This is a genomic window from Halodesulfurarchaeum sp. (assembly GCF_036626455.1).
Lineage (GTDB): Archaea > Halobacteriota > Halobacteria > Halobacteriales > Halobacteriaceae > Halodesulfurarchaeum.
The window spans coordinates 1-23,254 of record NZ_JAZKRK010000026.1 but is presented as its reverse complement, the minus strand read 5'-3'; the positions used below and the strand labels follow the sequence as shown (position 1 = coordinate 23,254).

The following is a 23,254-nucleotide window of genomic DNA, read 5'->3' as shown; positions in this document are numbered from 1 at the left end:
AGAGATATCTTCACGGTTCATTGGCCCCCGATCTCGCGAGCGGACCGCCTCAACGGGAATCGGCGAGATCACGCCGAGAGATATCGTCGAAAATCGGCCCGGAAAGAATCGGCAAAATCGGCCCGGCAGTTATCGCCAACACGAAACTGGAGTTTCCGCGGCTGAATGGTGTTGAATGAAACGGTCCGAGACACGACGGAGAGCAATCTTTATCAACCGAGACACACCTCAACCCGAGTATGCGCGTCGTCGCGGTAGTACGTGAGTAGATTCGCGGGCAGCACTACACGCCCTTTTCGTGCTGTTTTCACCCCAAGCGACGATTCCATGGAAACCCATGACTGATATCCCAGAGACCTACGACCCCGAACGGATCGAATCCGAGTGGCAGGAGTACTGGCTTGAGGAGTCGGTATATGCCTACGAAGACACAGGGGCGACCGATTACGTCATCGACACGCCACCGCCCTACCCGACCGGAAACCTCCACATCGGCAACGCACTGGGCTGGTGTTACATGGACTTTTTGGCCCGGTATCGCCGGATGCAGGGCGACGACGTCCTGTTTCCACAGGGATGGGACTGTCACGGCCTGCCAACCGAGGTGAAAGTCGAAGAGAACCAGGACATTCACCGAACGGAGGTCCCGCGAGAGGACTTCCGTGAGATGTGTGTCGATCACACCGAGACCCAGATCGACGCGATGCGCACCCAGATGCGCCAGCTCGGGTTCTCCCAGGACTGGAATCAGGAGTTCCGCACGATGGACCCGAGTTACTGGGGGAAGACCCAGCGCTCCTTTGTCGAAATGGCAGCGGAGGACTACGTCTACCGCGACGAGCATCCCGTCAACTGGTGTCCACGCTGTCAGACTGCCATCGCGGACGCGGAAGTCGAGAACGAGGACCGGGACGGGACGCTCTATTACATCACGTTCCCGGGAATCGACACCGACGAAATCGAGATCGCGACGACCCGACCGGAACTGCTCGCGGCGACCGGAGCCGTGGCCGTTCACCCAGATGACGACCGGTATGACGGTCGTGTCGGGGACACCTTCGAGGTCCCGCCAGTCGGCCAAGAGGTTGAACTTATCGCCGACGGGGAGGTCGACCCCGAGTTCGGCACCGGCGCCGTGATGATTTCCACCTTCGGGGACAAACAGGACGTCGACTGGTGGGCCGAGTACGATCTGGATCTGCGAGCGGTGCTGACCGAAGACGGCCACCTTAACGAGCTCGCCGGCGAATACGAGGGCCTGAGCATCGAAGCGGCCAAAAAGGCCATTCCGGCCGATCTGGATGAGGCGGGCTTGCTCGTCGACTCCGAACCCGTCGAACAGTCCGTCGGGGTCTGCTGGCGGTGTGACACGCCGATCGAAATTCTCTCGAAGGACCAGTGGTTCGTCGAGGTTCGCCAGGACGAGATCCTCGAGAAAGCCCAGGAAGTGGACTGGGTTCCCGAGCACATGTACGCCCGACTGGAGGAGTGGACCGAAGGCATGAGCTGGGACTGGGTCATCTCACGCCAGCGGGTCTTTGCGACCCCCATCCCGGCCTGGCAGTGTGAGTCATGTGGGCACTGGGAGATCGCCGACCTCGAAGAACTCCCCGTCGAACCGACCGACACTGGGCCGACGATCGATGCGTGTCCCGAGTGTACCGAAAGCGAGTGGGCCGGCGAAACCGACGTGATGGACACCTGGATGGACTCCTCCATCTCGGCGATGCACGTCGCGGGCTGGCCGGAGACGGATTTCGAGCCAGTCGCGCTCCGCGAACAGGGCCACGACATCATCCGTACCTGGGCGTTCTACACGCTGCTCCGGACCGCCGCCCTGGAAGACGAGAAACCCTGGGACACCGCCCTGATCAACGGCATGGTGTTCGGCCCGGACGGCAATAAGATGTCCAAATCCCGCGGGAATGTCGTCTCACCGGACGAGGTCCTCGACGAGGAGAGTGCCGACGCCTTCCGGCAGGCGATGGCCGTCGGTGGCCAACCCGGAGCCGACGTTCAGTTCCAGTGGAAAGAGGTTACCGCAGCCTCACGGTTCCTGACGAAACTCTGGAACATCGTCCGCTTTGCCAGTGGCCACTTCGACGAGGACACCCCGGAGATCTCGGCCCCCGCCTACCGGGATACGGATCGGTGGATTCTCGATCGGCTGGCGACCGTCACCGAAGAGACGGCAGCGGCCATGGACGAGAACCGGTTCGACCAGGCAGTCCGAACCATCCGGGAGTTCGTCTGGGACGACCTCGCGGATGACTACCTCGAACTTGTCAAAGGGCGACTGTACAACGGCCGCCCGGGAGAGCGTGACGCTGCCCGCTCGGCCTTGTACGACGTCTTGTCCGCGACGGTGCAGCTGATCGCCCCGTTCAGTCCGTTCATCGCCGAGGAGATCTGGCACCATCTGCCGGGTACTGACGGGAGCGTTCACCAGACCGACTGGCCGGCGATCGAAACCCCAGACGGTGACACAACGGGGGGCAAAGTCATTGCAGAAGCGGCCCGGTCGGTTCGGGCCTGGAAGTCCGATCAGGGCATCGCGCTAAATGAGGCCCTCGAGCGGGTCGAACTGTACTTCGACGACGAACCCCAGCAGGGGGTGGACACGTACGACCTGAGCGAAACAGTCGCGGCACCGATTCGCACCTCTATCGGTCGACCGGACCTCGAGGAAGTCGCGACTGGCGTCGACCCGGACGATGCCAAAATCGGGCCCGAGTTCCGCAACGAGGCCGGGGCCGTGATGGCAGCACTGGAGGCGGCAGACCCCGACGAGATCAAAGCCCAACTGGACTCCGGTGGCTCCGTCGAGGTTCCCGTCGACGGTTCCACAGTCGAACTTGACCCGGAAATGGTCGACGTACCGACCGCGTTCCGGACCGAAGCCGGCGAGGAAGTGGCCGTGCTTGAGGCTTCCTTCGGCACCATCGTCGTGGTCCCGTAACTCAGTGCAGGCCGACTTTTGCGAGGAGCCACTCTCGCTGATCGCGAGTCGTCTGAACCAGTGTCACCCCGCCGAGCACCAGTATTGCTCCGACGAGTGTTCGTGGTGTGAGTGTTTCGCCGAGAATCGTCACGCCCAGAATCACCGTCGCCACCGGCTCGGCGGTGCCGATGATGCTTGCATGTGTGGCTTCGATCCGTTCGAGACCTTCGTACAGCAGCAGGAGCGGGATACCGGTTCCGAGGACCCCGATCCCGAGAATGATACCCCAATGGGTCGGCGATTGGGGTGGATTGAATCCCTCCATCCCCCACCGGACACCGATCGTGAGCGCCGTGATGACAAGGACGTGAGCCGTGAGATGGGTGGGGTCCGTATCCGCCGTGAGGATGCGCCCGGCGACGTTGTAGATCCCATACCCCGCTGCGGCCGAGGTGACCAGGAGGATGCCAAGAATCGAGATCTGGCTCAAGTCGATCCCGATGACGAGCACGACGCCTGCGAGTGCAAGTGCCAGAGCCGATAGCGATGCCCGGCTGAGTTGTTCATCCAGCAGCGGCACAGAGAGCCCGAAGACGAAGATCGGGTAGGTGTAAAAAACGATGGCAGTGAGACTGGCGGTCATAAAGGAGAGCCCGCGGAAATACGCGAGCGTGAGAAATCCATAGAGGATGCCGAGGAAGATGGTTGCATACAGCGGTCGGCCCCGCAACAGCGTCACGTCATTCCGAACAAGTAACACGCTCCAGACGATCAGGGCTCCAAGGCTAAAGCGGAAGAAAAGCAGAGTGGGCCGACTCAAATCAGCCGCCTCGGCGAACTTCCCGAAGATCGCAAGCGTCCCAAGTCCGGTCGCGGACACGAGGACCATCAGGCCGCCGACAGTCACGTCACGCATTCATCGATGGTTTTGCCCCGGTTGCCTTAGACGTACCCCTTCGAACTGTTAGTTTGAATAATCCACATAGGTCGCGCCTTGTAGCTCTTCGAGGAGATTGATGGCCGCATTTGCCCCTTCACCGACTGAGGAGGCGACCTGCCGGTTGCCACCAATGCAGTCCCCGGCCGCATAGATCTTCTCCATCCCAGTGCCCATGTCCTCGTCGACGTCGATATAATTGCCATCAGTCGGCAGGCCAAGCATTTCCGCGAGGTCCTGACCGCCAGCCTGGCCGACGGCGACAAAGAGACCGTCAAGTGAGGTTTCGGTCCCGTCCTCGAAGACTGCCCGTTCGAGTTCACCCTCACCCTCAACCCGATCGATCGGTTCGGTAACAATCGAAATCTCCGCTCGCTCCAACTGATCGACCAGGTGCTCATCCATGTCAATTTCGTCACCGTTCGTGTAGAGGGTGATATCCTCGGTGTAATCGAGGAGGAGAAGCGCTTCTTTGGCGGCGTAGTTCTCCGCCCCGACGACGCCGACGGTCTGACCCTGGAAGAAAAACGCATCGCACTCCACACAATGAGAGACGCCCTCGTTTTCGTAGTCCTCGATGTTCCCGATCCCGGGGGTCTTGTAGGAACCACCGGTCGCGATGATGAGCCCTTCCGCAGTGTATTCGCCGCTTTCGGTCTCGACACTGTAGCGCATGCCGTCCTGCCCGACCCGGATGACCTCTTCTTCGAGGAACTCCGCGCCGAACCGTTCAGCGTGTTCGTGGCCCAACTCGACCAGTTCCGGGCCAGTCGTCCCTTCGGGGAAGCCATAATAGTTCTCGATGGTTTCGACCGCTCTGGTCGTGCCACCGCCTTTGTCGAAAACCAGCGTTTCCTTGTCGGCACGAGCGGTGTAGATCGCAGCACTCGCACCAGCAGGGGCGCCACCGATAATAATGATGTCTGCCATGTACGGTTCATTCAATACTGGTTCGGTTTGAATCTGGCGATGAGAAACAAATCCCCGAATATCGTTGTTTAAGGTGGTTATTGCACCGTTTAAAGGAGGGAGTCCATAACATCGCCTTAGCAATACTGTGGGCTGTTTGCAAATTCGGATACAGTGGAGACCCTTCAGGAGGATCAAACAGGCGTCGAACCCTCCGCGGGAGTTAATTCAGTGAGACACCCAGTATGGCCATGAACAGGCGGCGATTCCTCGCTGGAGTCGGAGCTGCTGGCACCGTAGCGTTCGCCGGCTGTGCTGGTCCAGTGGGGACGACGGAACTCAGCGACCCGGAAGTCGATGTCGAGTCGGCCGAAACCCATCTCACCTACCGGGACAACGAGGGTCGGATCGCAACCACCACGGTGCAGTACGGCCCGGTCCGGCCAGACGGACTTGTGCGAATGCGAATCTCCATTTGGCACCGGAAGGAGACGGCGATTTCCGACCTCTTTGTAACCTTCAGGAACCGCGCTCCGACCGGTCTGCGTCCCTCAGTGTACGTTGGCGGGTTTTCTGGCGAGTTTCCGCCGATCGATTACCAAATCGACGACGAGTCCGATGGTCGCCTCATCTCGGTCCCTGACCTCAGTCCGGTCGGGGAAGGAACGGTCACCCTCGAACTCTACGTCCAGGCCTTCGACGACTGGCCCCTCGAACTCACTGTCGACGTTGCCTATGGCCTCGATGCTGGTGTCCTGCAGTCCTATGCGGTCGAGGGAACGACCGACCTCTCGATCCCGAATCCCGAGTCTGGTGAATCGTAGCGAACAGACGGGTCGATGCTCCCGAAACGGAACCCCGTACTCCCGCGAAACCATTCCGGGCAGGCCCTTACCGCATGGGCCAACCTGGTTCGGTTCTGGCTTGTAAACTCTCGGCCGAAACACGGATTCCTGACCGAGAAGGCAAGCGCCGTCGCTCGAGGGTGCTGAAATGGGTTGCGGGTCGTAAGCCCCCTTCTGTTTCGACCCGACATTCGGCTGAGCGTCCGCGCGACCGGCCGGACTACCTTGTACGCGCGGACTTGCACCGGCGAGGGATGGCCGTTCCATCGATGCGTCGCCGTCGGCCCTCGGTGGGTTAACGCTCCACCGCTTTCTCGGGCGAACCCGAATCGCGGCGGATCCGCACACCTCATCGGTCGGACGACGCCGTGTCGTTGCTGTTCCAGGGCCCGACGGTCTCCCGCCCCGGGCGTGTGCCCGGTCGCCTGTCCGGCAGTGGGGGGACTTTCCTCATATCCACGAGGGACACGGGGGTCGGGCGTCCGCTACCCAGATAATCGTAGTCCAGCAACGCCCCTAAGCCGTTCGGTCCCCGGAATCGAAAACAAAAATGGTTGATTTGGGCTGGTCCGTGCCAGAAATGTGTCCGTGAACGGTTTCTAAAAAGTGATAAATAAACCGTAGAACGTTACATCAGGTATGACGAATCCGGACGGGACCCCACTCCGGAGCGGCCGGGTGACCAACAAAACCACCGCCCCCTTGAACTCGACGCGCCGGGGGTTTCTTTCCCTGATGGGGACAGGTGCACTCGGGGCCGTGGCCGGCTGTCTCGGCGGCGAAACGGATGTCTCGGTGCTTTCTGCGGGCAGTCTCGCATCGGTTCTCAATTCGACGGTCGGCCCGGGGTTCGAAGCCGATCACGAGTATGGCTATCGGGGGGAGTTCCACGGCTCGAACGCGGTCATGCGGATGGTCCTCGAAGAGCAGAAACAACCTGACGTGATCGTGAGCGCAGACGCCTCCTTGCTTCGGTCGCGACTTCCGGACTCGATCGCCCCGTGGGACGTCGTCTTCGGCTCAAACGCGCTGGTGATCGCCTATGGGCCCGACACACCAATTGGAGAGCGTCTCGAGGCTGGCGAACCCTGGTACGAGGTGTTGCGGTCCGCTGACGCGGAAGTCGCTCGGTCGGATCCTGACCTGGACCCCCTGGGATACCGTGCAGTCCAGTTATTTGAACTCGCGGCGGACTACTACGGCGTCGACGGACTGGCGGCGGACCTCGCGGCCAATCTCGTCATCGACCCGAAGGAACCCCACCTCCTTGCCAACATCGAGACCGGCAATCGGGCCGCGGCAATCGTCTACAAAAACATGGCCGTCGATCACGAGCTTCCATACGTCGAACTCCCGGACCAACTCGACTTTTCGAACCCGGAGTACACTGACTATTACGCCCACGCGACCTACACCACCGAAGATGGGACCACCATCGAGGGAACCCCGGTCCTCTACAACAGTACGGTGCCCTCGACCGCCCCCGACCCGGAGGGCGGGCGGGCGTTCGTGAAGTACTTGCTCGAGAATCCGGCGATGCTCAGCGAAAACGGATTGGTCGTGAACGAACGCTTCCCGCACCCCCACGGTCCGGTGCCAGATGAGGTGCTTCCATGAGTTACGCCGATTCCGTCCGTCGGTTCTCCCGTGGCCAGTATGGGTTTGGAAGCCGGATTCTCCACGAGAACGGGGTGTTCGCACTGCTGGGGGCTGTCCTCTTCGTCTATCTGCTCTACCCGTTCGTGTCGTTTTTGACCTGGGGCGAAGGACTGAGGGCGGGCGCATTTCTCGAACCGTCGGTCCTCTCAGCGGTCAAGTACTCCCTGCTTTCGGCCCCGGTCTCCACCGCACTCGCCACGATCTTCGGGGTGCCACTGGCCTATGTGCTCGCACGGGCGACGTTCCCCGGAAAGGTGATCGTCGACGCGCTAGTTGTGCTCCCACTCGTGATGCCGCCGGTCGTTGGCGGCGTTATGCTCCTGACCGGGTTCGGTCACTTCACCCCGATCGGCGGAGCCGCGGCGTCACTGGGATTACCGCTCACAGACAGCTATTTCGGTATCATCCTCGCCCAAACGTTCGTCTCCTCGCCGTTCGTCGTCATCACGGCCCGCTCCGGGTTTGCCTCGGTGGACCGTGAAATCGAACAGGCGGCCCGGAGCCTGGGCAAAGGGCCACTCGAAACCTTCCGACTGGTGTCCCTGCCGTTGGCTCGGGGGAGTATCCTCGCAGGAATAGTCCTCACCTTCGCCCGGGCGATGGGCGAGTTCGGCGCCACGATGATGACGGCCTACCACCCGACCACGATGCCCACCCAGATCTGGGTGACCTTCATCTCGGACGGCATCGCTGCGACCACCCCAATCGTGATCATCCTCCTCACGCTGGGATTCCTCGTGGTCCTGGCCCTCCAATTGGCCGGCAAGCGAGTGACCCTTGGCTCACAATGAGCCTGGAACTCACCCGACTCGAACGGCAATACGAGGACTTCACGTTGGGCCCGATGAGCCTCACCGTCGAACCTGGCGTTACCGCCGTTCTCGGGCCCTCCGGTAGCGGGAAGTCGACCGTGCTGTCCCTTATTGCTGGCTTCGAGTCACCGGACGGCGGCCGAGTACGGATCAATGGTCGGCCAATCGAGAATCTCCCACCCGAGGACCGGTCAGTTGGGATGGTCTTCCAAAACTATGCCCTGTTCCCCCATCTCACCGTTCGGGAAAACCTCGCGTTCGGTGCGACGGAGGGGGGAGATATCGAGGCGACGGCCCAGCTGCTGGAAATCGAGCCCCTGCTCGACCGCGAACCCAACACGCTTTCAGGCGGCGAAGCCCAGCGGGTTGCCCTGGCACGCGCTCTCGTCTCGGAGCCGGACGTCCTCCTGCTGGACGAACCCCTCTCCAGCCTCGACGCACCGATCAGAAGACGGCTCAGACTGGAACTTCGAGACGTGCTTGCAGCCCTGGAAATCCCAGTCGTCTACGTGACCCACGACCAATCAGAAGCGGCGGTCGTCGGTGATCGACTGGCGCTGCTCGATGACGGCGATCTGGTCCGGGAGGGACCAACCGGAGACGTCTTCGATCGTCCCAACAGCGCCTTCGTCGCGGAGTTTCTTGGTATGGAGAACGTCTTTCCGGCCTCCGTCGTCGGCGAGAACGGCTCTGAAACCGTGGTCGACGTCGGGTCGAGAACGCTCACGGCGGCCAGGGAGCCACCCGCTGAACCTGTCGCCGTTGCGATTCATCCGGATACTGTCGAGCTGTGCGGCAACGCGGAGCGTGCATTCGAGGACGCCGAAAACGTGCTTCACTGTTCGATCGAACGGATCCTCACCCAACACACCGACGCGACGATCGTGCTTGACTGGGACGGCAAGAATCGACTGACTGCAACTGTCGACAGACACGTCGCTCGGGCGCTCACCGTCGGAGATGGCTGTCGGGCGAGGGTCGCGCCCGCAGACGTCCACCTCACTCGCCGGGATCGCTAACTGGATCCACGCGGTCGATGTCCCGGGCCGCCCGATCGATCGTGGCGTCGAGGTCAAAGTCACGGACAATAGAGCCGTCTTCGACCAACCGCTTCTGGAGCGGGGTCCCACCGGATGGCCCGACCCGCCCGGCGAGCGCGATGTAGTGACCACCGTCTGGAGTCCGGTAGACCTGTTTGGCCCCGGAGAGTTTGCCACGCTTGGCTGCCGGTTCCCCTTCGACTTCCACGATGTCCAGGGCGAAATCTACAGGATCGGCGTTGCTCACGTAGCCGCCAACGCCAAAGCCATCGACGTGTTCGCTGAGCCGCCCGACGTCGGCAGGTCCGAGACCACCACTGGCGAAAATGTCCACGTGGTCGTGTCCTCGGGCCTCAAGTTCCCAACGGGTTTCCCGGACAATCGCTTCAAAATCGCCGCGACGGGAAGAGGTAGTGTCGAGTCGCACACTGTCCAGGTTCTTTCCCAATGCCTCGACGGCCCCGAGCACCTCCTCGACCTCGTCCGAATAGGTGTCACAAAGGGTGACACGCGGGGCCTCGGGTGGCATCTGCTCGTCGTAGGCCTGCCACGCGGCTTCCTGGTTGCCGCGGCCGAAACAGATGATCAGCGCGTGAGGCATTGTCCCGCTGGCCTCCCGGCCCAACAAGTCCCCGGCGGCCACGTGGGAAAAGCCGTCGAGGCCCCCGATAAGTGCCGATCGCTCGACCACGGCGGCAATCGAGGGGTGAACGTGTCTCGCTCCGAAACTCAGCACGGGGGTGTCTTTGGCAACCTCCGAGATTTCCATCGCGTTCGTCGCGATTCCACTGGCGTGAGAGAGAAATCCCAGCAGGGAGGTTTCATACCGGGCGAAATCGAGGTAATTCCCCTCGATCCGCATGACTGGCCCACCGTCGAAGAGCGTCCCCTCTGGCAGCGCCCACACGTCGACCGGAAGCCCGGAGAGGAGCGACGCTGCGTCTTTGATCCCGGCCAAGAGCTCGAAATCGCCATCGGGAAACTGATCGGCCGTCACCTCAGCGACGACGTGTGGGTTCGTGTCGGTGGCCTCGAGTGTTTCAACGGTTCGGTCGAAGTAGGCGTCCGTCGCCTCGCCGGAGTCGATCTGCTCCGGCGGGATGATGTCGAAGTGGGTCATCCAACCCACCTCCACAGTGTGTGCATACGGGATATATCACGGCCCGGGCGAAAAAGCCTGCTCTCTTTCTGGCCGAGCAGACAGTCACGTGCAGTTTCCGACGAATTAGCGCAAAACGATTTCACCTCATTCGAGGCGAAAGCCTCGCACTTCAGCGCGGGGAGGATGTCAACGGATAACGGTTACTGGCACAGGCGACCGGCGGAAGACCCGTTCGGCAACGTTTCCGACGAACAACCGGTCTGTCAGACTCCCGCCATGGGTTCCCAACACGACCGTATCGAACTCCTCGACCCGATTCAAAATGGCGCGAGCAGGCTGCCCGATCCCAACTGTTGTCTCGATCTCCCGGTCGTGCCGAGTTGCGATGTCCCGGGCGGTTTCAAACACTGGGGCAGCGTACTCCGCTGCTTCCGCTTCGAGGTCCTCGGCGAGAGCGAGTCCCGTCGCTTGCCCCATCATCGAGGACGGTTCCCCCACGACATGGATGACAGTCACGGACGCGTCAGGAAACGATTCGAGCGCGTATTCGAGGGCATTTTCGGCCATCTCCGAATCGTCCATTGGCACGAGAACTGTGTCAATCATACCCATTGGTATGGCTGGAGAAAATAAATAGGTCTTCGTCTCCGCGAACCGTTCATCACCCGTTTTCCTCGACCACGTTCACCGTGCCCCGTTATGGACAGCGTCGAGTTCCTCGACTGTCGGGGCGTTGACGATCGTTACCGTCGTCCCGTCCTGGCGAATGGCAAAGGCATCAGCAAACGGTCCCTCCTGAATGCGATAGACGGACTCCGAACCGGCCACGTTCATCCCCCCGTGGTAGGAGAGAAGTTCCACATAGGCGTCCCGAAACTCGGTGGCGTCACTCACCGTCTCCCACTCGATCCGCCAGACGTAGCCCGTTTCGTTCGTGTCGGCGGAATCAGCCCGGACGTATGGGAGAAGTCGGTCTCCCTCCCAGCCAGTCGTCACCGGATGGGAGTAATTGTAGGCGTCGACCTGGCCCGCAGTCTGGAAGAAGTGCCGGTAGGGGATCACCACGTCAGTGGCCGTTCCCCCCTCCGAAGTTGCTTCGTAACTCGGGTACCACAGCATGGCATACAAGCCCGGTTCCCCGAATTCGGCGTAGTCAATGTGCCCTTCTCCCTGGTCTGGCACCGTCCACTGCTCGCTCGACCGGTCATCGATCGTGACGTTCACAGGGTCATCAACGAGGTATTTTTCGGGGTGGATGGTCTGTTCACTGCTTTCCGGATAGTTGTCGTAAACCTCGTTTACGCCCGCCCAGCCTGTCTCTTCACGAATGCCCTGGACGAATGGTGGACCGTCGCTGTAGGGTTGGAACCGGAGCGCGAACAATCCAATGTGACGGTCACCACCGCTACCACTGCCCCCCGCGACAGAAGGCGTGACGAGATCCTCGGCATACCGCTGTTCGTAGAGATAATCGACGTAGTTCCCGTCGCCCTCGATGATTCCCAGGTTGGCGTTTCGCTCCTCTTCAGTTTTTGACGTTCTGTTCGAGACCGAGAAGTGTTCCTCTTGGACGGCGTGGAAGAGTTCCTGGGCGAGTGTTACTTCGTCCATTTGGAGCGGTGGCCCGCTGTCCGAAACGATCGTAATGTTGTGATCTCCAGGTGCGTAGTATCCAAGGACGCCTTCGGCCCGGTTTTCCTCCTGCTGACTGATCGCGCTCGCACCTTCACCGATGAACAAGAGGGCTTCGAATTTCACGTCCTGATGGAGACGTTGTGCAGTCGTAGAGTTTCTGCCACCCGTCGATTGGTTGCGGAATTCTGCTCGATCGATGATTCGAACGTTGATCGGCTTCTCGAACTCGAGTCCCCGGGTTGCCTCGACGCGGGCCATGCCACGTGCCACGACCGCATCGAGTTCCGACCGATTGAGGCCGTCTGTCGGGTCGATATCGAGCGTTTCGTTATGCCAGTACCCGTCCTCCCATCCAAGGGGGTCGGTCTTCGGGTCAGGGGGCGGATCGTCCGTGGGACTCGGATCACCCTGGGGTGGTTCAGTCGGTGTCGTTTGTGTCGAAGGCGACGCCGTGGATGGCTCCTGGGTTGCTGTCGGGCCTGCTGGAGCGGGGGCCGAAACACACCCAGCGGTCACCAGAATGAGAACGACGGCCACGACTCCAAGCACCCGACGCATGGGTTTCGGTGGGAGCGGCAGCGGGAAAATCCTGCCGCCCGAGGCAGGTCCCACGAGTTCTGTCGCACGCGCCAATCGTTTTGGAACTGGGCCGTCAATTCGGTCCTATGGACGTCGATCCCGACACGACAGCCATCGTGGTGGTGGACATGCAAAACGACTTCTGTCACCCCGACGGGGCCCTCTACGCGCCAGGGAGCGAAGACGCAATCGAGCCCATCAGCTCACTCGTGGAGCGGGGCCGAGCGGCCGGCACCGAGATCGCCTTCACGCGTGACGTCCACCCCGAGGGACAGTTCGAAGACGCCTACTACATGAACGAGTTCGAACGCTGGGGCAAACACGTCCTCGAGGGGTCCTGGGGCGCCGAAATCGTCGACGGCCTTGCAGTCGAGCCAGGCGATCTCGTCATCGAGAAGCGCACATACGACGCGTTCTATGGAACCGATTTCGAAACGGTCCTCGAGGATCGGGGAGTCACGGATCTGTTGTTCGTGGGTACCCTCGCAAACGTCTGTGTCCTTCACACGGCCGGCAGCGCAGGTTTGCGAGACTTCAAACCGGTCCTCGTGTCCGACGCACTGGGCTACCTCGAGGCCGATCACCGAAGGTATGCTCTCGAACACGCTGAGTGGGTGTTCGGTGAGACGACGACGCGGGCGGCGGTCGAGTTCCTGTGAGTGTGTCGAGTCGAGTTCGGTGGTAAGTCGTGTCGAGTTCGGTGATTTGCGACGGGGTGTGACTCGGAACGCCTTTTCAGGCGATTTCGACGGTTACTGTCTCCCCCACGGCAAACTCCACGTTCGGGCAGATGAGTTTCGCTCCCGTTTGGTCTCGCCCCAATAGAAAGGAGAGTCCAGTGATCTCACGACCGTTTGCAAACACCGCGACGGATTCCCAATCGATCGTGCCCGACCCAGGGGCAAGCGTCGTTCCGAGCAACGAGATCGGTTCAGTACTTCCACGATCAGAATCTGTCGCGTGAACACCCCCTGTCTCATAGTGCGGAACCCCGCCGTCAAAGACGTAGTGACCAGTGTCGTCTGCAATCCCCGCGAACGCACCCCCTGGATCCGGGTGCACCGGAGCGTCGAGGATAACGTACGTATCACCGACCGCTCGAACGGTGCCGGTTCCGTCCCAGGTGAGACCGTGTAATGGAACATCGAGGGCGACCCGGAGCGAGCCGCTGGCCCGAACTGGATCAGTTCCGTACGCCCTGAAACCGAGGTGCACGTGGTTGTCCACCCAAGGGGCGAAGTAGCCCGATCTGACCAGGGGCCCGAGATCCTCGCCCCGCTCGATGGTCGTTCCGGCCTCGACCGCCGGATCGACGTGAAGAATCCGGGCGAGTTCCGTCCCGGTATCGATGACGATGAGATGGTCGTTCGGGGCCGCATACGACCGGCTCGGAGCGGTCATCGTCCGGGTCTCAACGACAGTTCCGGCCACTGGGCTGGGGGCCCGTTTTGTTCCGGGATACAGGTCGATGGCACGGCCATCGCGATGCGCAGTGTAGGGCGAGTTATAGCGAGCGAACCGGGGAAACGGGTCCAGGGCGGGGGCGCCCAGCGTGACCATACATGGCCTTCGGGGGCGGTGGATTTATTTCTTCGATACCGGTGATCGACCCGGGACGCTCCCGGCACCTTTAGGCCCAGTCCTCAGAAGGTACAGGTATGCACGTATTCCGAAATGCGGGCCTCCCGAATGGCCGCGAACGAGATGTTGCTATCGACGGGGCGCAGATTGCAGCCGTCGGAAGCGACCTCTCCGGAGAAACGGTCATCGATGCCTCCGGGAAGTGGCTCTTCCCTGGAATGATCGACGTCCACGTCCACTTTCGCGAGCCGGGATTCTCCGAAAAAGAAACCTGGGCGACCGGAAGCCGGGCAGCCGCATCCGGCGGGGTGACGACTGTCGTCGATCAGCCAAATACCGATCCACCGACTGTAGATGGGGCCAGTTTCGATCAAAAGGCACAGTTGACAGACCCGTCGCTCGTCGATTGGGGCATCAACGGCGGTGTCACGCCGGACTGGGACCCAAAGTCCCTTTTTGAGCGGTCCCTTTTCGCCCTCGGGGAAGTGTTCCTCGCCGATTCGACAGGTGACATGGGAATCGAGGAGCCACTGTTCGAGACCGCACTAAATCGAGCCGACCAAGCAGGAGTGGTGACGACAGTACACGCCGAAAACGCCGACTACTTCGACCAGGAGGTGGCCGAGAGTGACGGTCCGGCAGCCTGGAGCGCGTATCGGCCGGCTCAGGCTGAAGCCGTGGCGATCGAACAGGCCGTTGAGACTGCGACGGAACTCGACGCCGACATCCACATTGCCCACACGAGCACCCCGGAAGGGATCGATCAAGCCGCCACAGCTGGTGCGACGACAGAAGTCACCCCCCATCATCTCTTCCTTTCGACCGAAAATAGCGATGAGTTGGGGACCTTCGGGCGGATGAATCCCCCACTCCGAGACGAGGACCGTCGACTTGGCGTCTACGACCGGGTTGCGGACGGAACGGTTGACGTGATCGCGACCGATCACGCCCCCCACACTCGCGAAGAGAAGGACACGGACATCTGGTCCGCACCGAGTGGCGTTCCAGGCGTCGAGACAGCCCTCCCGCTCCTGCTCGGTGAAGTTCTTGCGGGCCAGTTCGACCGTGAACGGGTTCGCGATCTGACGGCCCGAAATCCGGCTCGAATCTTCGGTCTCTCCCAGAAGGGTCGGATCGAAGCCGGTGCCGACGCGGATCTCGTACTAGTCGATCCCGAGGCGACGCGAGAAATACGGGGGACCGACCTCCACGGGAAAACGGATTGGACGCCATTTGAAGGGATGACTGGGGTATTTCCGGAGTTGACGATGGTTCGGGGAGAGATCGTCTGGGAGAGTCCCGATCCGACGACCGCCGAAGGGAGGTTCGGCGAGCCAGTCGGTAAGAACGTTCGATAGCCCCGAACCCCGGTACCCGGCGCCGCCGAAAATCCGCTAGTCCTCGCCGCCGAACGTATGTCCACACTCCGGACACGTCTGTTCGTCCTGTCTGAGTTTCTCACTTGCCTCACGGACTTCCCGCATCACCGAGGAGATTCGCTCCTCCCCTTCGAGTTCCTCCTCGACGGCGAGGTCCACCCCCTCCACTTCTAAGAGGAACTTCGCGACCTCGGTCGATTCGTACATGATCTCGTCGAGTTCGTCGGCCGCGAAGAAGCCGCTCATCGCGCCGTAGAGGAACGTGGCCCCTGCCATCCGTACCTTGTCTTCGAAGGAGGAGCGGGCCTGATTGACCGCCTGCGGGCTGTAGGTATCGGTCATGAAGGGGACCAGATCGGGGAGGTTCTCCCCGATTTTGGTCATCTCCACGCCCGTTTCGGTCCGGAAATCAGCACAGAGTCGGGCAATCGCCCACTCACGGGCCGTAATGTAGGTCCGGTCCCTGAGGAACTCGTTGACCCGCTCGTAGGTGGCACCGTCGACTTTCTTGAAGCGCTCGTACTTGCGCACGTCAGATGGTACCCCTTCGTCGCGGTCGCCGGGCGTAATCGAAAGGAGCGACCGGACCGCTTCCGGGCCGGCCGTGACCCGGCGATTCGGTGGCTTGACAGCCGCCGGATCCTCGTCCATACCGCCTTTACCCTGGGGGTCCGCAAAAGCGTGACGGGCCAGGCCAGGGATCGATGGCAAATGCTTTTGCGCCTGACCGGCGAGTAGCCCCTATGAAGATCCTCTTCGGGATCACTACCGGCTCGGATTCCCTCGAAGTGCTCCATCGAACGGTCGAGCGGGCGCAGTCGGTCGGGGACGAGCTCACGGTCGCTGTCCTGGACCAGCCTGATGGAGAGGGATCGGCTGACGAGACGGACACAGCAGTTCGGGATGCCATCGGATCGGCGAGCTCGGACATCGAGATTCGGCGTGTCGAAGGGCATCCAGGGAGTCGTTTGGTCGAAATAGCCGAATCAGAGGCCTTCGATCGCATCGTCCTGGGCGGTGGCGAACAGAGTCCGATGGGGAAGATCCGGATCGGCTCCATCGCCGAGTTCGTCCTGCTGAACTCCCACGTCAGCGTTACTTTGCTCAGATGACAGAACGCCGGTATCCCGACGAGCCGGCTGGCCCGTTCCCTGAACCGCCACTCGCCTGGACGGACGAAACGAACCGGACGGTCGATATCGAGGTCTGTCAGGGGGACCGGGACGCACTCGTCGACATGTACACGGATTTCGACCAGGCCGATCGAGCCCAGGGTATTCCCCCGATCGGTGAAGCGGCGATCAGGGAGTGGCTCGACCACCTCCTCTGTGCGAACTGTTTCAACGTGATCGCGACCCACGAGGACCGGATCATCGGCCACGCGACGCTGGTCGGGGATGGCGAAGGGGCCTACGAACTGGCGATTTTCGTCCACCAGGACTATCAGGACGCCGGCATCGGGACGAAACTCCTCGAAGCGCTGCTGGGTCACGCAGCGGCCAACGGCGTATGGAGAGTCTGGCTGACCGTCGAGCGATGGAACAAGCCCGCGACCTACCTCTATCAAAAAGTCGGCTTTGAAAGCACCGGTGCAGAGGACTTCGAGCGGGAGATGAGCATTCGACTCGCAGCCCCAACCTGAGACGGACTGGCCTGGTATCGGGTGATACTTACCCAGTGATGCCGACCCACTACTATGCAAGAATGGGTCATCGACGACAATAATCTCTCGCCCGAGCGAAAATCACTCCTCCCGGGCAAGGGGTTTTTCGTTCCCGATGATATTCGCGCCGAATCGAAAGACCGAGAGATCGAAGCCCGCGTGAGTGGGTCCGAGGTCCTTGCCGTCGTGGACCCGGATGCCGACGGTTTGGCCTGTGTCGCGCTGCTCAGAGACGCCCTCGGCGAGGCCGCGTTCATTCCATCGAGCCCGCACGAACTCGCCGACGGAATCAAGAGAGCGGCCGAATACGCCGAGCCGGGCGGTGAGGTGTACATCTGTGATCTGGCTCCCGACGAGTTCGAAACGATCGCCGAGCCCCTCGAAGCACTACTCGATCACGCCGACTCGGTCACTTGGTACGATCATCACCAATGGACAGAAGCCGCCGAAGACGCAGTCCGGGACGCAGGCGTCGAACTCGTCGTCGGCGATTCCGAAGCCGAGTGTACCGCTGACGTCGCCGCCCGGTCCCTGGAGGGTGAGGCCGCCGAACATCTCGACGAACTCGCTGCGGTGACCCGCGATCACGACCTCTGGATCAAAGAGGACGACCGCTCGGACGACCTCGCCGACCTCTCTCACTGGAAGGACCCAGCAGACTACCTCGAAGTCGTCGAGAATCACGGGGTTGACTTCCCGGATGACGTTCGAGAATTCCTGGCCGAGAAGCGCGTCGAGAAGGAAGACCGGATCGAACGAGCCGTCGCCCGCGCGGAACTGCACGAAATCCGAGACTGGACCGTCGGCGTTACCTATGGCCGGTGCTCACAGAACGAGGTTGCCGAGGAGCTCCGTGAACAGGGCGCCGACGCGGCCGTCGTCGTCAAACCCGCCGGCAGTGCGTCGATTCGGGGCAGCGATGGTTTCGAACGGGCCCACGAGGTCGCCAGACAGGTCGGCGGCGGTGGGCATCCTCGAGCGGCTGGGTGCAAACCCCGGATATATGAGGACATGCTGGATTACGCCAATCACTGGACGACCCGCGGGGCGCCGGCGAAGCAAATGCTGATGAAAGCCTTCTGGAACCTACCCGAAGAACCCGCAGAGATGGAGTGAATCAGGGTCGTTCGGTCTCGATTTCGGTTTCGAAATCGTAGCGATGGGCCCGCTGTTCTAATTGATCGCCGAGTTCGTGAAGCAACTGGACCAGAAAGCCCATTCCCCGCTTGGTTTTCGGGTCATTCATCTTCCGCATCATACCAATCATACCCACTTGATCGGGGGCGGTTGCTGGATCGGGTGCGGTTTCGCTGAGAGCGGCCGTCATGACCTCGAGATTCCGGAGCGCTTCAGGCTCGCCGGCCGCAGTATCGAAGAGTTCACCGGCATGGACCATGGCCCGCATGGTCGACCGGACCATGTCGTCATCGACCGCCTCCGAGGCGAGGGAAACGAGGTTCGCGGCATCAGCGAGATCGTCCAACGTGCCTGTTTCCTCGAGTTCGACGAGCGTTTCGAGTGCGTGCTGTACGGCTTCTGAATCCGGATCGATAGGTTCCTCGCTCATTGGTGTCTCACGCGAGCCCCCTCGCTGTCAGCCAGTACATCTCGTTGTACGCGAACTTTGCCCAGTGGACAAACTCGGACTGGTCACGAACAACGGGGTCAGTTTCGTAATCGAAGCTGATGTGTGACCCTTCGTCGGCCCCGGCTTCGAGGAAACAGATCGTATCGCCCTCGAAAATCGTCCGGGGCTCGTGGCCACGAACGAGTGCGGCGATTCGGTCGACGACCGTCCCGGCCGCGTAGTGGGCGACACTTCCCGCTTTGCTCGTGGGAAGATTTGTCACATCACCGATTCCGAACACGTCCTCGGCGTGATCGGATTCCAGCGTGTGTTTGTCGACTTCCATCCAGGTATCCCCGAGCCCGGATTTCGCTATGAGCGGACTGGGCTCGAACTCCGGGATCCCCACCAGGAGATCGTATTCGAGGTCGGTCCCTTCGACAGTGTGAATCACGCTATTCCCCGAGTCCACCGTCTCAGGGTTGAACATGGTCTGGGTCTGAATATCCCGCTCCGCATAGCGGGGCTCAGCCCACTCTGCGACCGGACCGACACTGTGGAGGCGCGGGAGCGGATACGTATAGGTAATGTCAATATCATCCCGTTTCCCCAGCTTACGGAAGCGAGAGTCGGCCAACATTGTGAATTCGACTGGCGCAGCGGGACACACGTGTGGCGTTCCGATGACCGAGAGGACGAGGTGGCCTTCGTCGAAGGCGGAGAGTTCCTGCCGAAGCGCCATCGCCGCCTCGGCATCGTAGAAATGATGGCCGTCTCCGTCCGGTCCAAATCCAGGAGTATCGTCCAGATCAGGCATCGCGCCGGTTGCAACCACGAGATAGTCATACGGCATGCTCCCGTTCTCGCTGAGGTCGAGTGACTTACCGCTGGTATCGATGTGTGTTACCCGGTCGTAGATCAGCTCTACTCGTCGGTCAACCAAATCAGCAAGCGGGCGTCTTGCGTCTTCGGGTTCACTCTCACCCCAAGGCACGTAGAAAAACGTCGGTTTGTAGACGTGCTCCGGATTGTCAGAGACGATTCGAATCCGGACATTCCCTCCGGATACTTCCCGCTGGAGTTTCTTTCGGAGTCGATTGGCCGTGACTGTTCCACCGACACCGCCGCCGACGATGACAATATCGTGTGTCATCGGACTCCTGGTGTCTGTTTTTCCCGGGGTCGCCCGGAAATTCCGTCAACCGAACGGTCAACGCCGGGATTGTGTTGGTTCTCACGTTCCCATACCACCGGTGGATCGATGTCCCGCCCGGTCATCGCTCACTCCTGCACGGATAGTGCCATGTTGGTTTTTGAGCCATGTGCTACCATATCAAAGTAAGTCAAGAACTTACAAAAATATGTATGGGTCCGGGTACCGCCTGAACACTCGTCGAATAAGAGCCGGCTTGCGGGAGCGAAAATTGGACGAAGCAAAAATTTTGTTACATTACTTCTTGCCCGCGACCCATTTGTCCGAGTACGCCTCGCCACACGAACATTGTGCGTAGGCGTGGATCACGTCCCCGTCGGCGTATAGGCCGCCCACGTCCTCATTTTGTTCCTCCGCGAAGGCAAAGACGATCCGAAGCTCATGGTCCCCACCCTCGTCTCTTGCGGGACAGTCACCGGCTGTGAGCCCCTTCGTAATTGTGCCTTCGGTTCCCATGGCGTCCCCGGCGAAATCCATTGGGTCCATTCCGGTGGCTGATTCGAAGGCCGCCCGGCCTGCATCGCCTGGGACAACCATCCGGACACCATCACCTGTAGCCTCGGCGTAGTTCTGCTCGGCCAGCGTCTCGGCATCGGAGAGTGACGTCGTTGCAAAATATGCAGCGACATGGTGTGGTTTCTCGCCGCGGAGAAACGTGTCAATGGACATGTTCATACTCGAAATTCGTCGAGGTATCGGTTAAGCCCGGCGGAGGCGTTCCAACCTTGAGAAAAAACGTGTGGCCTTACGCCTCGGTTTCGTCCGTGTTGGCCTCGTCAGCCGCCGCCTCAGCCTCCGGTTCCTCGGATTCGTCTTCGTCCGCTACTTCCTCGGACTCCCCTTCTTCTTCGGCTTCTTCCGTCTCTTCTGCCTCCTCGGTTCCCGCCTCGACTTCTTCTGGTTCTTCCTCGCCAAGTGCGACGGGGACCGAGCCCTCGCCTTCTGTCACTTTCACGTTCAACTGGGTGATCGGTTCGCCGACTTCACGACCCCTGACGGTGACACGACGGCGCTCCCCGTCACGGTCGGGATTGTAACCGACACCGCCGGTCAAAAGCACTTCGGACAGTTCGGCTCCCCTGACGTCCGAGCGCATTGGCCGGCCGGCATCATCGGAGCCACCACTGATTTCCAGGGTGAAACCGTCGAGGCCAACGGCTGTGCCGTCGACTTCTTCCCCGATTTCGCGCCCCATGAAGCGGTTTGCGTCTTGCCCATCGACCTCTCGCGTAAACGATCGTCCCGTCTCCGGATCGGAGACGACGACGCTGAACGTAGCCATGGTAGTGCGAACTGCTCCGGGCGTCAAAAGGGCATCGAACCGGACTGTTAGTCGGCGTCGTCCTCGAAGACTGCTTGGACCTTCTTGACTTTCGGTTCGACGTAGAGCGTGCAGTACCGGTCCTCCGGATTGTTCTCGTAGTATTCCTGATGGGCTTCTTCGGCCTCCCAAAAAGTGTCGAGGGGTTCGATTTGGGTGACGATTTCGTCCTCGAAGGCGTCCTCCGCTTCCAGCCTCTCGACGAACGATTCGGCCGTCTCCAGTTGCGACTCGTCGTGTGCAAAGATTGCAGATCGGTACTGCGTCCCCACGTCGGGCCCCTGGCGATTGAGTTGGGTCGGGTCGTGAACCCGGAAGAACACCCCGAGGAGGTCGACATAGGTTACCTCGTCCGGGTCGTACTCGAGTTGGACACATTCGGCATGGCCCGTTTCGCCGGTCGAAACCGCCTCGTAGCTCGGTTCCGGGACATCCCCGCCGGCATAGCCAGACGTGGCGGTCCGGACTCCCGGAACCTCTTCGTAGGCAGCTTCGAGACACCAGAAACAGCCCCCTGCAAAGGTCGCTTGGGCCAAATCGGTCGACATACCCGGTAATAGACCGTTCAACAGCAAAAACACTCCGGCAGGGGAAATCGAGGGGCTCGAACAGCCCGAACCGACGAGTCCAAACCGGCGGCCCTGGTAGCCAAGAGCGATGGAGCTACGATTTCTCGGTGGGGCCCGCGAGGTCGGCCGGAGTGCCATTCTCGTCAACGACCGGCTCCTCCTCGATTTTGGCATTCGAGCCGGGAATCCGCTCCAATTCCCCATCGAGCGGCCAGACGTCGATGCAGTGGTCGCCAGCCACGGCCACCTCGATCACGTGGGCAACGTCCCGACACTCTGTTCGGGAGCCGACTGGCCGACGATCCACTGGACACCCCCAACGGGAGAGCTGGCCCGGACACTGGCCAGGGATACGCTGAAACTTCACGGCGTCCCGAAAACCGGCGCCAGGGAGGAGCGATTTCAACCTCGGGAACTCGGCGGAACGTACAATTGTCCGTTCACCGAGACTCACGTCAAACGGGTGACCCAGCAATCCCGTTCGCATGGCTATCGGGCGCCGTTCTCGGCGGCTGGCCACGAAATCACATTCTTCGACGCCGGGCACATCCCCGGAAGCGCTCACGTCCTCGTCGACGATGGCGAGACTCGGCTACTCTACACCGGGGACTTTCACACCGACAACCAGCGACTCGTCGCAGGGACGACTGCGCGGCCTGACGCCGACGTCGTCATCACTGAAAGCACGTATTCGGACGTCGAACACGAGCCCCGGGGAGCGGTCGAGGACCGGTTCGTTCGGAGCGTCGAGCAGACCCTCTGGGAAGGTGGCACCGTCGTCATTCCGGCGTTTGCGATCGGCCGGACCCAGGAACTGCTCCTGGTCTGTGCGGCCCACGATATCCCGTGTTACGTCGACGGAATGGGAAAAGCGGTGACTGAGATGCTCCGCCAGTATCCCGAGTACGTTCGGGATTCAGAGGCGCTCCAGCGGGCGATATCCCACGCGCGATTCGTCACCGGCCGGGACGGCCAACGCAAACGGATCGCGGCCCAGTCAACCGCTATCGTGACCACAAGCGGGATGCTCTCTGGCGGACCGGCAATGACCTACATCCCCGAGATACGGTCTGATCCGACGAACCTGATCGCAATGACAGGGTACCAAGTCCAGGACACCCCAGGCCGAGAGTTGCTCGAAACGGGCAGTGCGGAAATCGACAATCGCCGGATGCGAGTCGCGGCCCAGGTCGAGCAATACGACTTCTCCGCGCATGCGGATCGGAATGGATTGCGATCGTTCCTGGAGCCGTATCGGGACACCCCAGTGCTCGTGAATCACGGTGATCGGTGCGAGCGGTTCGCCCAGGAATTACAGCAAGACGGGTACGAGGTCAGCGCACCGACAAACGGGACGACGGTAACGGTTTGAGCGAGGCGGTTGCGGAGGGAAAGTGTTTAACCGGACAGTCACGACCGTGTAGATGTGGGCCGGTAGCTCAGGTAGGCAGAGCGTCTGGCTTTTAACCAGACGGACGGGGGTTCAAATCCCTCCCGGCCCG

General features: G+C 61.1%; 22 protein-coding genes, 1 tRNA gene, 1 other RNA gene and 1 pseudogene. 12 read left to right on the top strand and 13 right to left on the bottom strand.

Annotated features, from left to right (window positions below):
- Nucleotides 1–337 precede the first annotated feature (337 nt).
- Nucleotides 338–2,959, top strand: a complete 2,622-nt coding sequence (locus V5A26_RS08410) for a valine--tRNA ligase (protein WP_332321637.1) — start codon at nucleotides 338–340, stop codon at nucleotides 2,957–2,959.
- A 1-nt stretch (nucleotide 2,960) separates the two neighbouring features.
- On the opposite strand, the gene V5A26_RS08405 is transcribed toward V5A26_RS08410, so the two are convergent.
- A complete protein-coding gene (locus V5A26_RS08405; protein ID WP_332321638.1) occupies nucleotides 2,961–3,857 on the bottom strand; it encodes a DMT family transporter in 897 nt (298 codons plus the stop codon).
- A gap of 48 nt (nucleotides 3,858–3,905) precedes the next feature.
- Nucleotides 3,906–4,808, bottom strand: coding sequence for an NAD(P)/FAD-dependent oxidoreductase (locus V5A26_RS08400; protein ID WP_332321639.1), 903 nt, complete (start codon nucleotides 4,806–4,808; stop codon nucleotides 3,906–3,908).
- 230 nt (nucleotides 4,809–5,038) lie between these two features.
- Here V5A26_RS08400 and V5A26_RS08395 point away from each other — a divergent pair, with 230 nt between their 5' ends.
- The gene (locus tag V5A26_RS08395) at nucleotides 5,039–5,611 is read left to right on the top strand and encodes a twin-arginine translocation signal domain-containing protein (RefSeq protein ID WP_332322329.1); all 573 of its coding nucleotides are present in this window, start codon (nucleotides 5,039–5,041) and stop codon (nucleotides 5,609–5,611) included.
- Between the two features lie 172 nt (nucleotides 5,612–5,783).
- Here the strand turns inward: V5A26_RS08395 and rnpB are convergent.
- Nucleotides 5,784–6,122, bottom strand: an RNA gene (rnpB, locus tag V5A26_RS08390) — RNase P RNA component.
- 149 nt (nucleotides 6,123–6,271) lie between these two features.
- Between rnpB and V5A26_RS08385 the strand changes: the two genes are divergently transcribed.
- Genes V5A26_RS08385 through V5A26_RS08375 form a run of 3 tightly spaced genes read left to right on the top strand, consistent with a single transcriptional unit; the run spans nucleotide 6,272 to nucleotide 9,122 of the window.
- Complete coding sequence (locus V5A26_RS08385; RefSeq protein WP_332322328.1) at nucleotides 6,272–7,249, top strand: extracellular solute-binding protein; 978 nt, start codon at nucleotides 6,272–6,274, stop codon at nucleotides 7,247–7,249.
- The gene (locus V5A26_RS08380) at nucleotides 7,246–8,082 is read left to right on the top strand and encodes an ABC transporter permease (RefSeq protein ID WP_332321642.1); all 837 of its coding nucleotides are present in this window, start codon (nucleotides 7,246–7,248) and stop codon (nucleotides 8,080–8,082) included. The genes V5A26_RS08385 and V5A26_RS08380 overlap by 4 nt, the downstream gene beginning before the upstream one ends.
- Nucleotides 8,079–9,122 (top strand): ABC transporter ATP-binding protein, encoded by a 1,044-nt coding sequence (locus V5A26_RS08375; RefSeq protein WP_332321643.1) that lies wholly within the window; start codon nucleotides 8,079–8,081, stop codon nucleotides 9,120–9,122. Before V5A26_RS08380 ends, V5A26_RS08375 begins: the two co-directional genes overlap by 4 nt.
- On the opposite strand, the gene V5A26_RS08370 is transcribed toward V5A26_RS08375, so the two are convergent.
- The 3 genes from V5A26_RS08370 to V5A26_RS08360 all read right to left on the bottom strand — a co-directional run bounded on the left by V5A26_RS08370 (nucleotide 9,103) and on the right by V5A26_RS08360 (nucleotide 12,438).
- On the bottom strand, nucleotides 9,103–10,263 hold the full coding sequence (locus V5A26_RS08370) for a nicotinate phosphoribosyltransferase (protein ID WP_332321644.1): 1,161 nt from the start codon (nucleotides 10,261–10,263) through the stop codon (nucleotides 9,103–9,105). The genes V5A26_RS08375 and V5A26_RS08370 overlap by 20 nt on opposite strands.
- Nucleotides 10,264–10,431: 168 nt before the next feature.
- Nucleotides 10,432–10,851, bottom strand: coding sequence for a universal stress protein (locus V5A26_RS08365; RefSeq protein ID WP_332321645.1), 420 nt, complete (start codon nucleotides 10,849–10,851; stop codon nucleotides 10,432–10,434).
- Between the two features lie 78 nt (nucleotides 10,852–10,929).
- A complete protein-coding gene (locus V5A26_RS08360; protein WP_332321646.1) occupies nucleotides 10,930–12,438 on the bottom strand; it encodes an Hvo_1808 family surface protein in 1,509 nt (502 codons plus the stop codon).
- A 107-nt stretch (nucleotides 12,439–12,545) separates the two neighbouring features.
- On the opposite strand from V5A26_RS08360, the gene V5A26_RS08355 reads away from it, so the two are divergent.
- Complete coding sequence (locus V5A26_RS08355) at nucleotides 12,546–13,118, top strand: cysteine hydrolase family protein (RefSeq protein WP_332321647.1); 573 nt, start codon at nucleotides 12,546–12,548, stop codon at nucleotides 13,116–13,118.
- Nucleotides 13,119–13,194: 76 nt separating this feature from the next.
- Here the strand turns inward: V5A26_RS08355 and V5A26_RS08350 are convergent, their stop codons facing one another.
- The gene (locus tag V5A26_RS08350; RefSeq protein WP_332321648.1) at nucleotides 13,195–14,019 is read right to left on the bottom strand and encodes a hypothetical protein; all 825 of its coding nucleotides are present in this window, start codon (nucleotides 14,017–14,019) and stop codon (nucleotides 13,195–13,197) included.
- Between the two features lie 98 nt (nucleotides 14,020–14,117).
- On the opposite strand from V5A26_RS08350, the gene V5A26_RS08345 reads away from it, so the two are divergent.
- Nucleotides 14,118–15,398, top strand: a complete 1,281-nt coding sequence (locus tag V5A26_RS08345; protein ID WP_332321649.1) for a dihydroorotase — start codon at nucleotides 14,118–14,120, stop codon at nucleotides 15,396–15,398.
- Between the two features lie 36 nt (nucleotides 15,399–15,434).
- Here V5A26_RS08345 and V5A26_RS08340 read toward each other — a convergent pair whose 3' ends face one another.
- Nucleotides 15,435–16,070 carry a DUF5806 family protein gene (locus V5A26_RS08340; protein ID WP_332321650.1) on the bottom strand — a complete coding sequence of 212 codons (636 nt, stop codon included), beginning with the start codon at nucleotides 16,068–16,070 and terminating at the stop codon, nucleotides 15,435–15,437.
- Between the two features lie 92 nt (nucleotides 16,071–16,162).
- On the opposite strand from V5A26_RS08340, the gene V5A26_RS08335 reads away from it, so the two are divergent.
- From V5A26_RS08335 to V5A26_RS08325, 3 genes are read left to right on the top strand one after another with little or no spacing between them, the layout of a single operon-like run.
- On the top strand, nucleotides 16,163–16,531 hold the full coding sequence (locus tag V5A26_RS08335; RefSeq protein ID WP_332321651.1) for a universal stress protein: 369 nt from the start codon (nucleotides 16,163–16,165) through the stop codon (nucleotides 16,529–16,531).
- Entirely contained in the window at nucleotides 16,528–17,061 is a 534-nt protein-coding gene (locus V5A26_RS08330; protein WP_332321652.1) for a GNAT family N-acetyltransferase, read from the top strand. Before V5A26_RS08335 ends, V5A26_RS08330 begins: the two co-directional genes overlap by 4 nt.
- 54 nt (nucleotides 17,062–17,115) lie before the next feature.
- The gene (locus V5A26_RS08325; protein ID WP_332321653.1) at nucleotides 17,116–18,198 is read left to right on the top strand and encodes a DHH family phosphoesterase; all 1,083 of its coding nucleotides are present in this window, start codon (nucleotides 17,116–17,118) and stop codon (nucleotides 18,196–18,198) included.
- Between the two features lies 1 nt (nucleotide 18,199).
- On the opposite strand, the gene V5A26_RS08320 is transcribed toward V5A26_RS08325, so the two are convergent.
- The 5 genes and pseudogenes from V5A26_RS08320 to msrA all read right to left on the bottom strand — a co-directional run bounded on the left by V5A26_RS08320 (nucleotide 18,200) and on the right by msrA (nucleotide 21,731).
- Nucleotides 18,200–18,649, bottom strand: coding sequence for a DUF1641 domain-containing protein (locus tag V5A26_RS08320; protein WP_332322327.1), 450 nt, complete (start codon nucleotides 18,647–18,649; stop codon nucleotides 18,200–18,202).
- A gap of 7 nt (nucleotides 18,650–18,656) precedes the next feature.
- Nucleotides 18,657–19,802 (bottom strand): NAD(P)/FAD-dependent oxidoreductase, encoded by a 1,146-nt coding sequence (locus tag V5A26_RS08315; RefSeq protein ID WP_332321655.1) that lies wholly within the window; start codon nucleotides 19,800–19,802, stop codon nucleotides 18,657–18,659.
- A gap of 297 nt (nucleotides 19,803–20,099) precedes the next feature.
- Nucleotides 20,100–20,537 carry a DUF5807 family protein gene (locus V5A26_RS08310; protein WP_442908754.1) on the bottom strand — a complete coding sequence of 146 codons (438 nt, stop codon included), beginning with the start codon at nucleotides 20,535–20,537 and terminating at the stop codon, nucleotides 20,100–20,102.
- A 217-nt stretch (nucleotides 20,538–20,754) separates the two neighbouring features.
- A pseudogene (locus V5A26_RS08305) lies at nucleotides 20,755–21,144 on the bottom strand (30S ribosomal protein S6e); the annotation flags it as partial.
- 47 nt (nucleotides 21,145–21,191) lie between these two features.
- Nucleotides 21,192–21,731, bottom strand: coding sequence for a peptide-methionine (S)-S-oxide reductase MsrA (gene msrA / locus V5A26_RS08300; RefSeq protein ID WP_332321656.1), 540 nt, complete (start codon nucleotides 21,729–21,731; stop codon nucleotides 21,192–21,194).
- A 109-nt stretch (nucleotides 21,732–21,840) separates the two neighbouring features.
- Between msrA and V5A26_RS08295 the strand changes: the two genes are divergently transcribed.
- Both V5A26_RS08295 and V5A26_RS08290 read left to right on the top strand, forming a co-directional pair.
- Nucleotides 21,841–23,124, top strand: coding sequence for an MBL fold metallo-hydrolase (locus V5A26_RS08295; protein WP_332321657.1), 1,284 nt, complete (start codon nucleotides 21,841–21,843; stop codon nucleotides 23,122–23,124).
- A gap of 56 nt (nucleotides 23,125–23,180) precedes the next feature.
- Nucleotides 23,181–23,254 (top strand) — tRNA-Lys (locus V5A26_RS08290).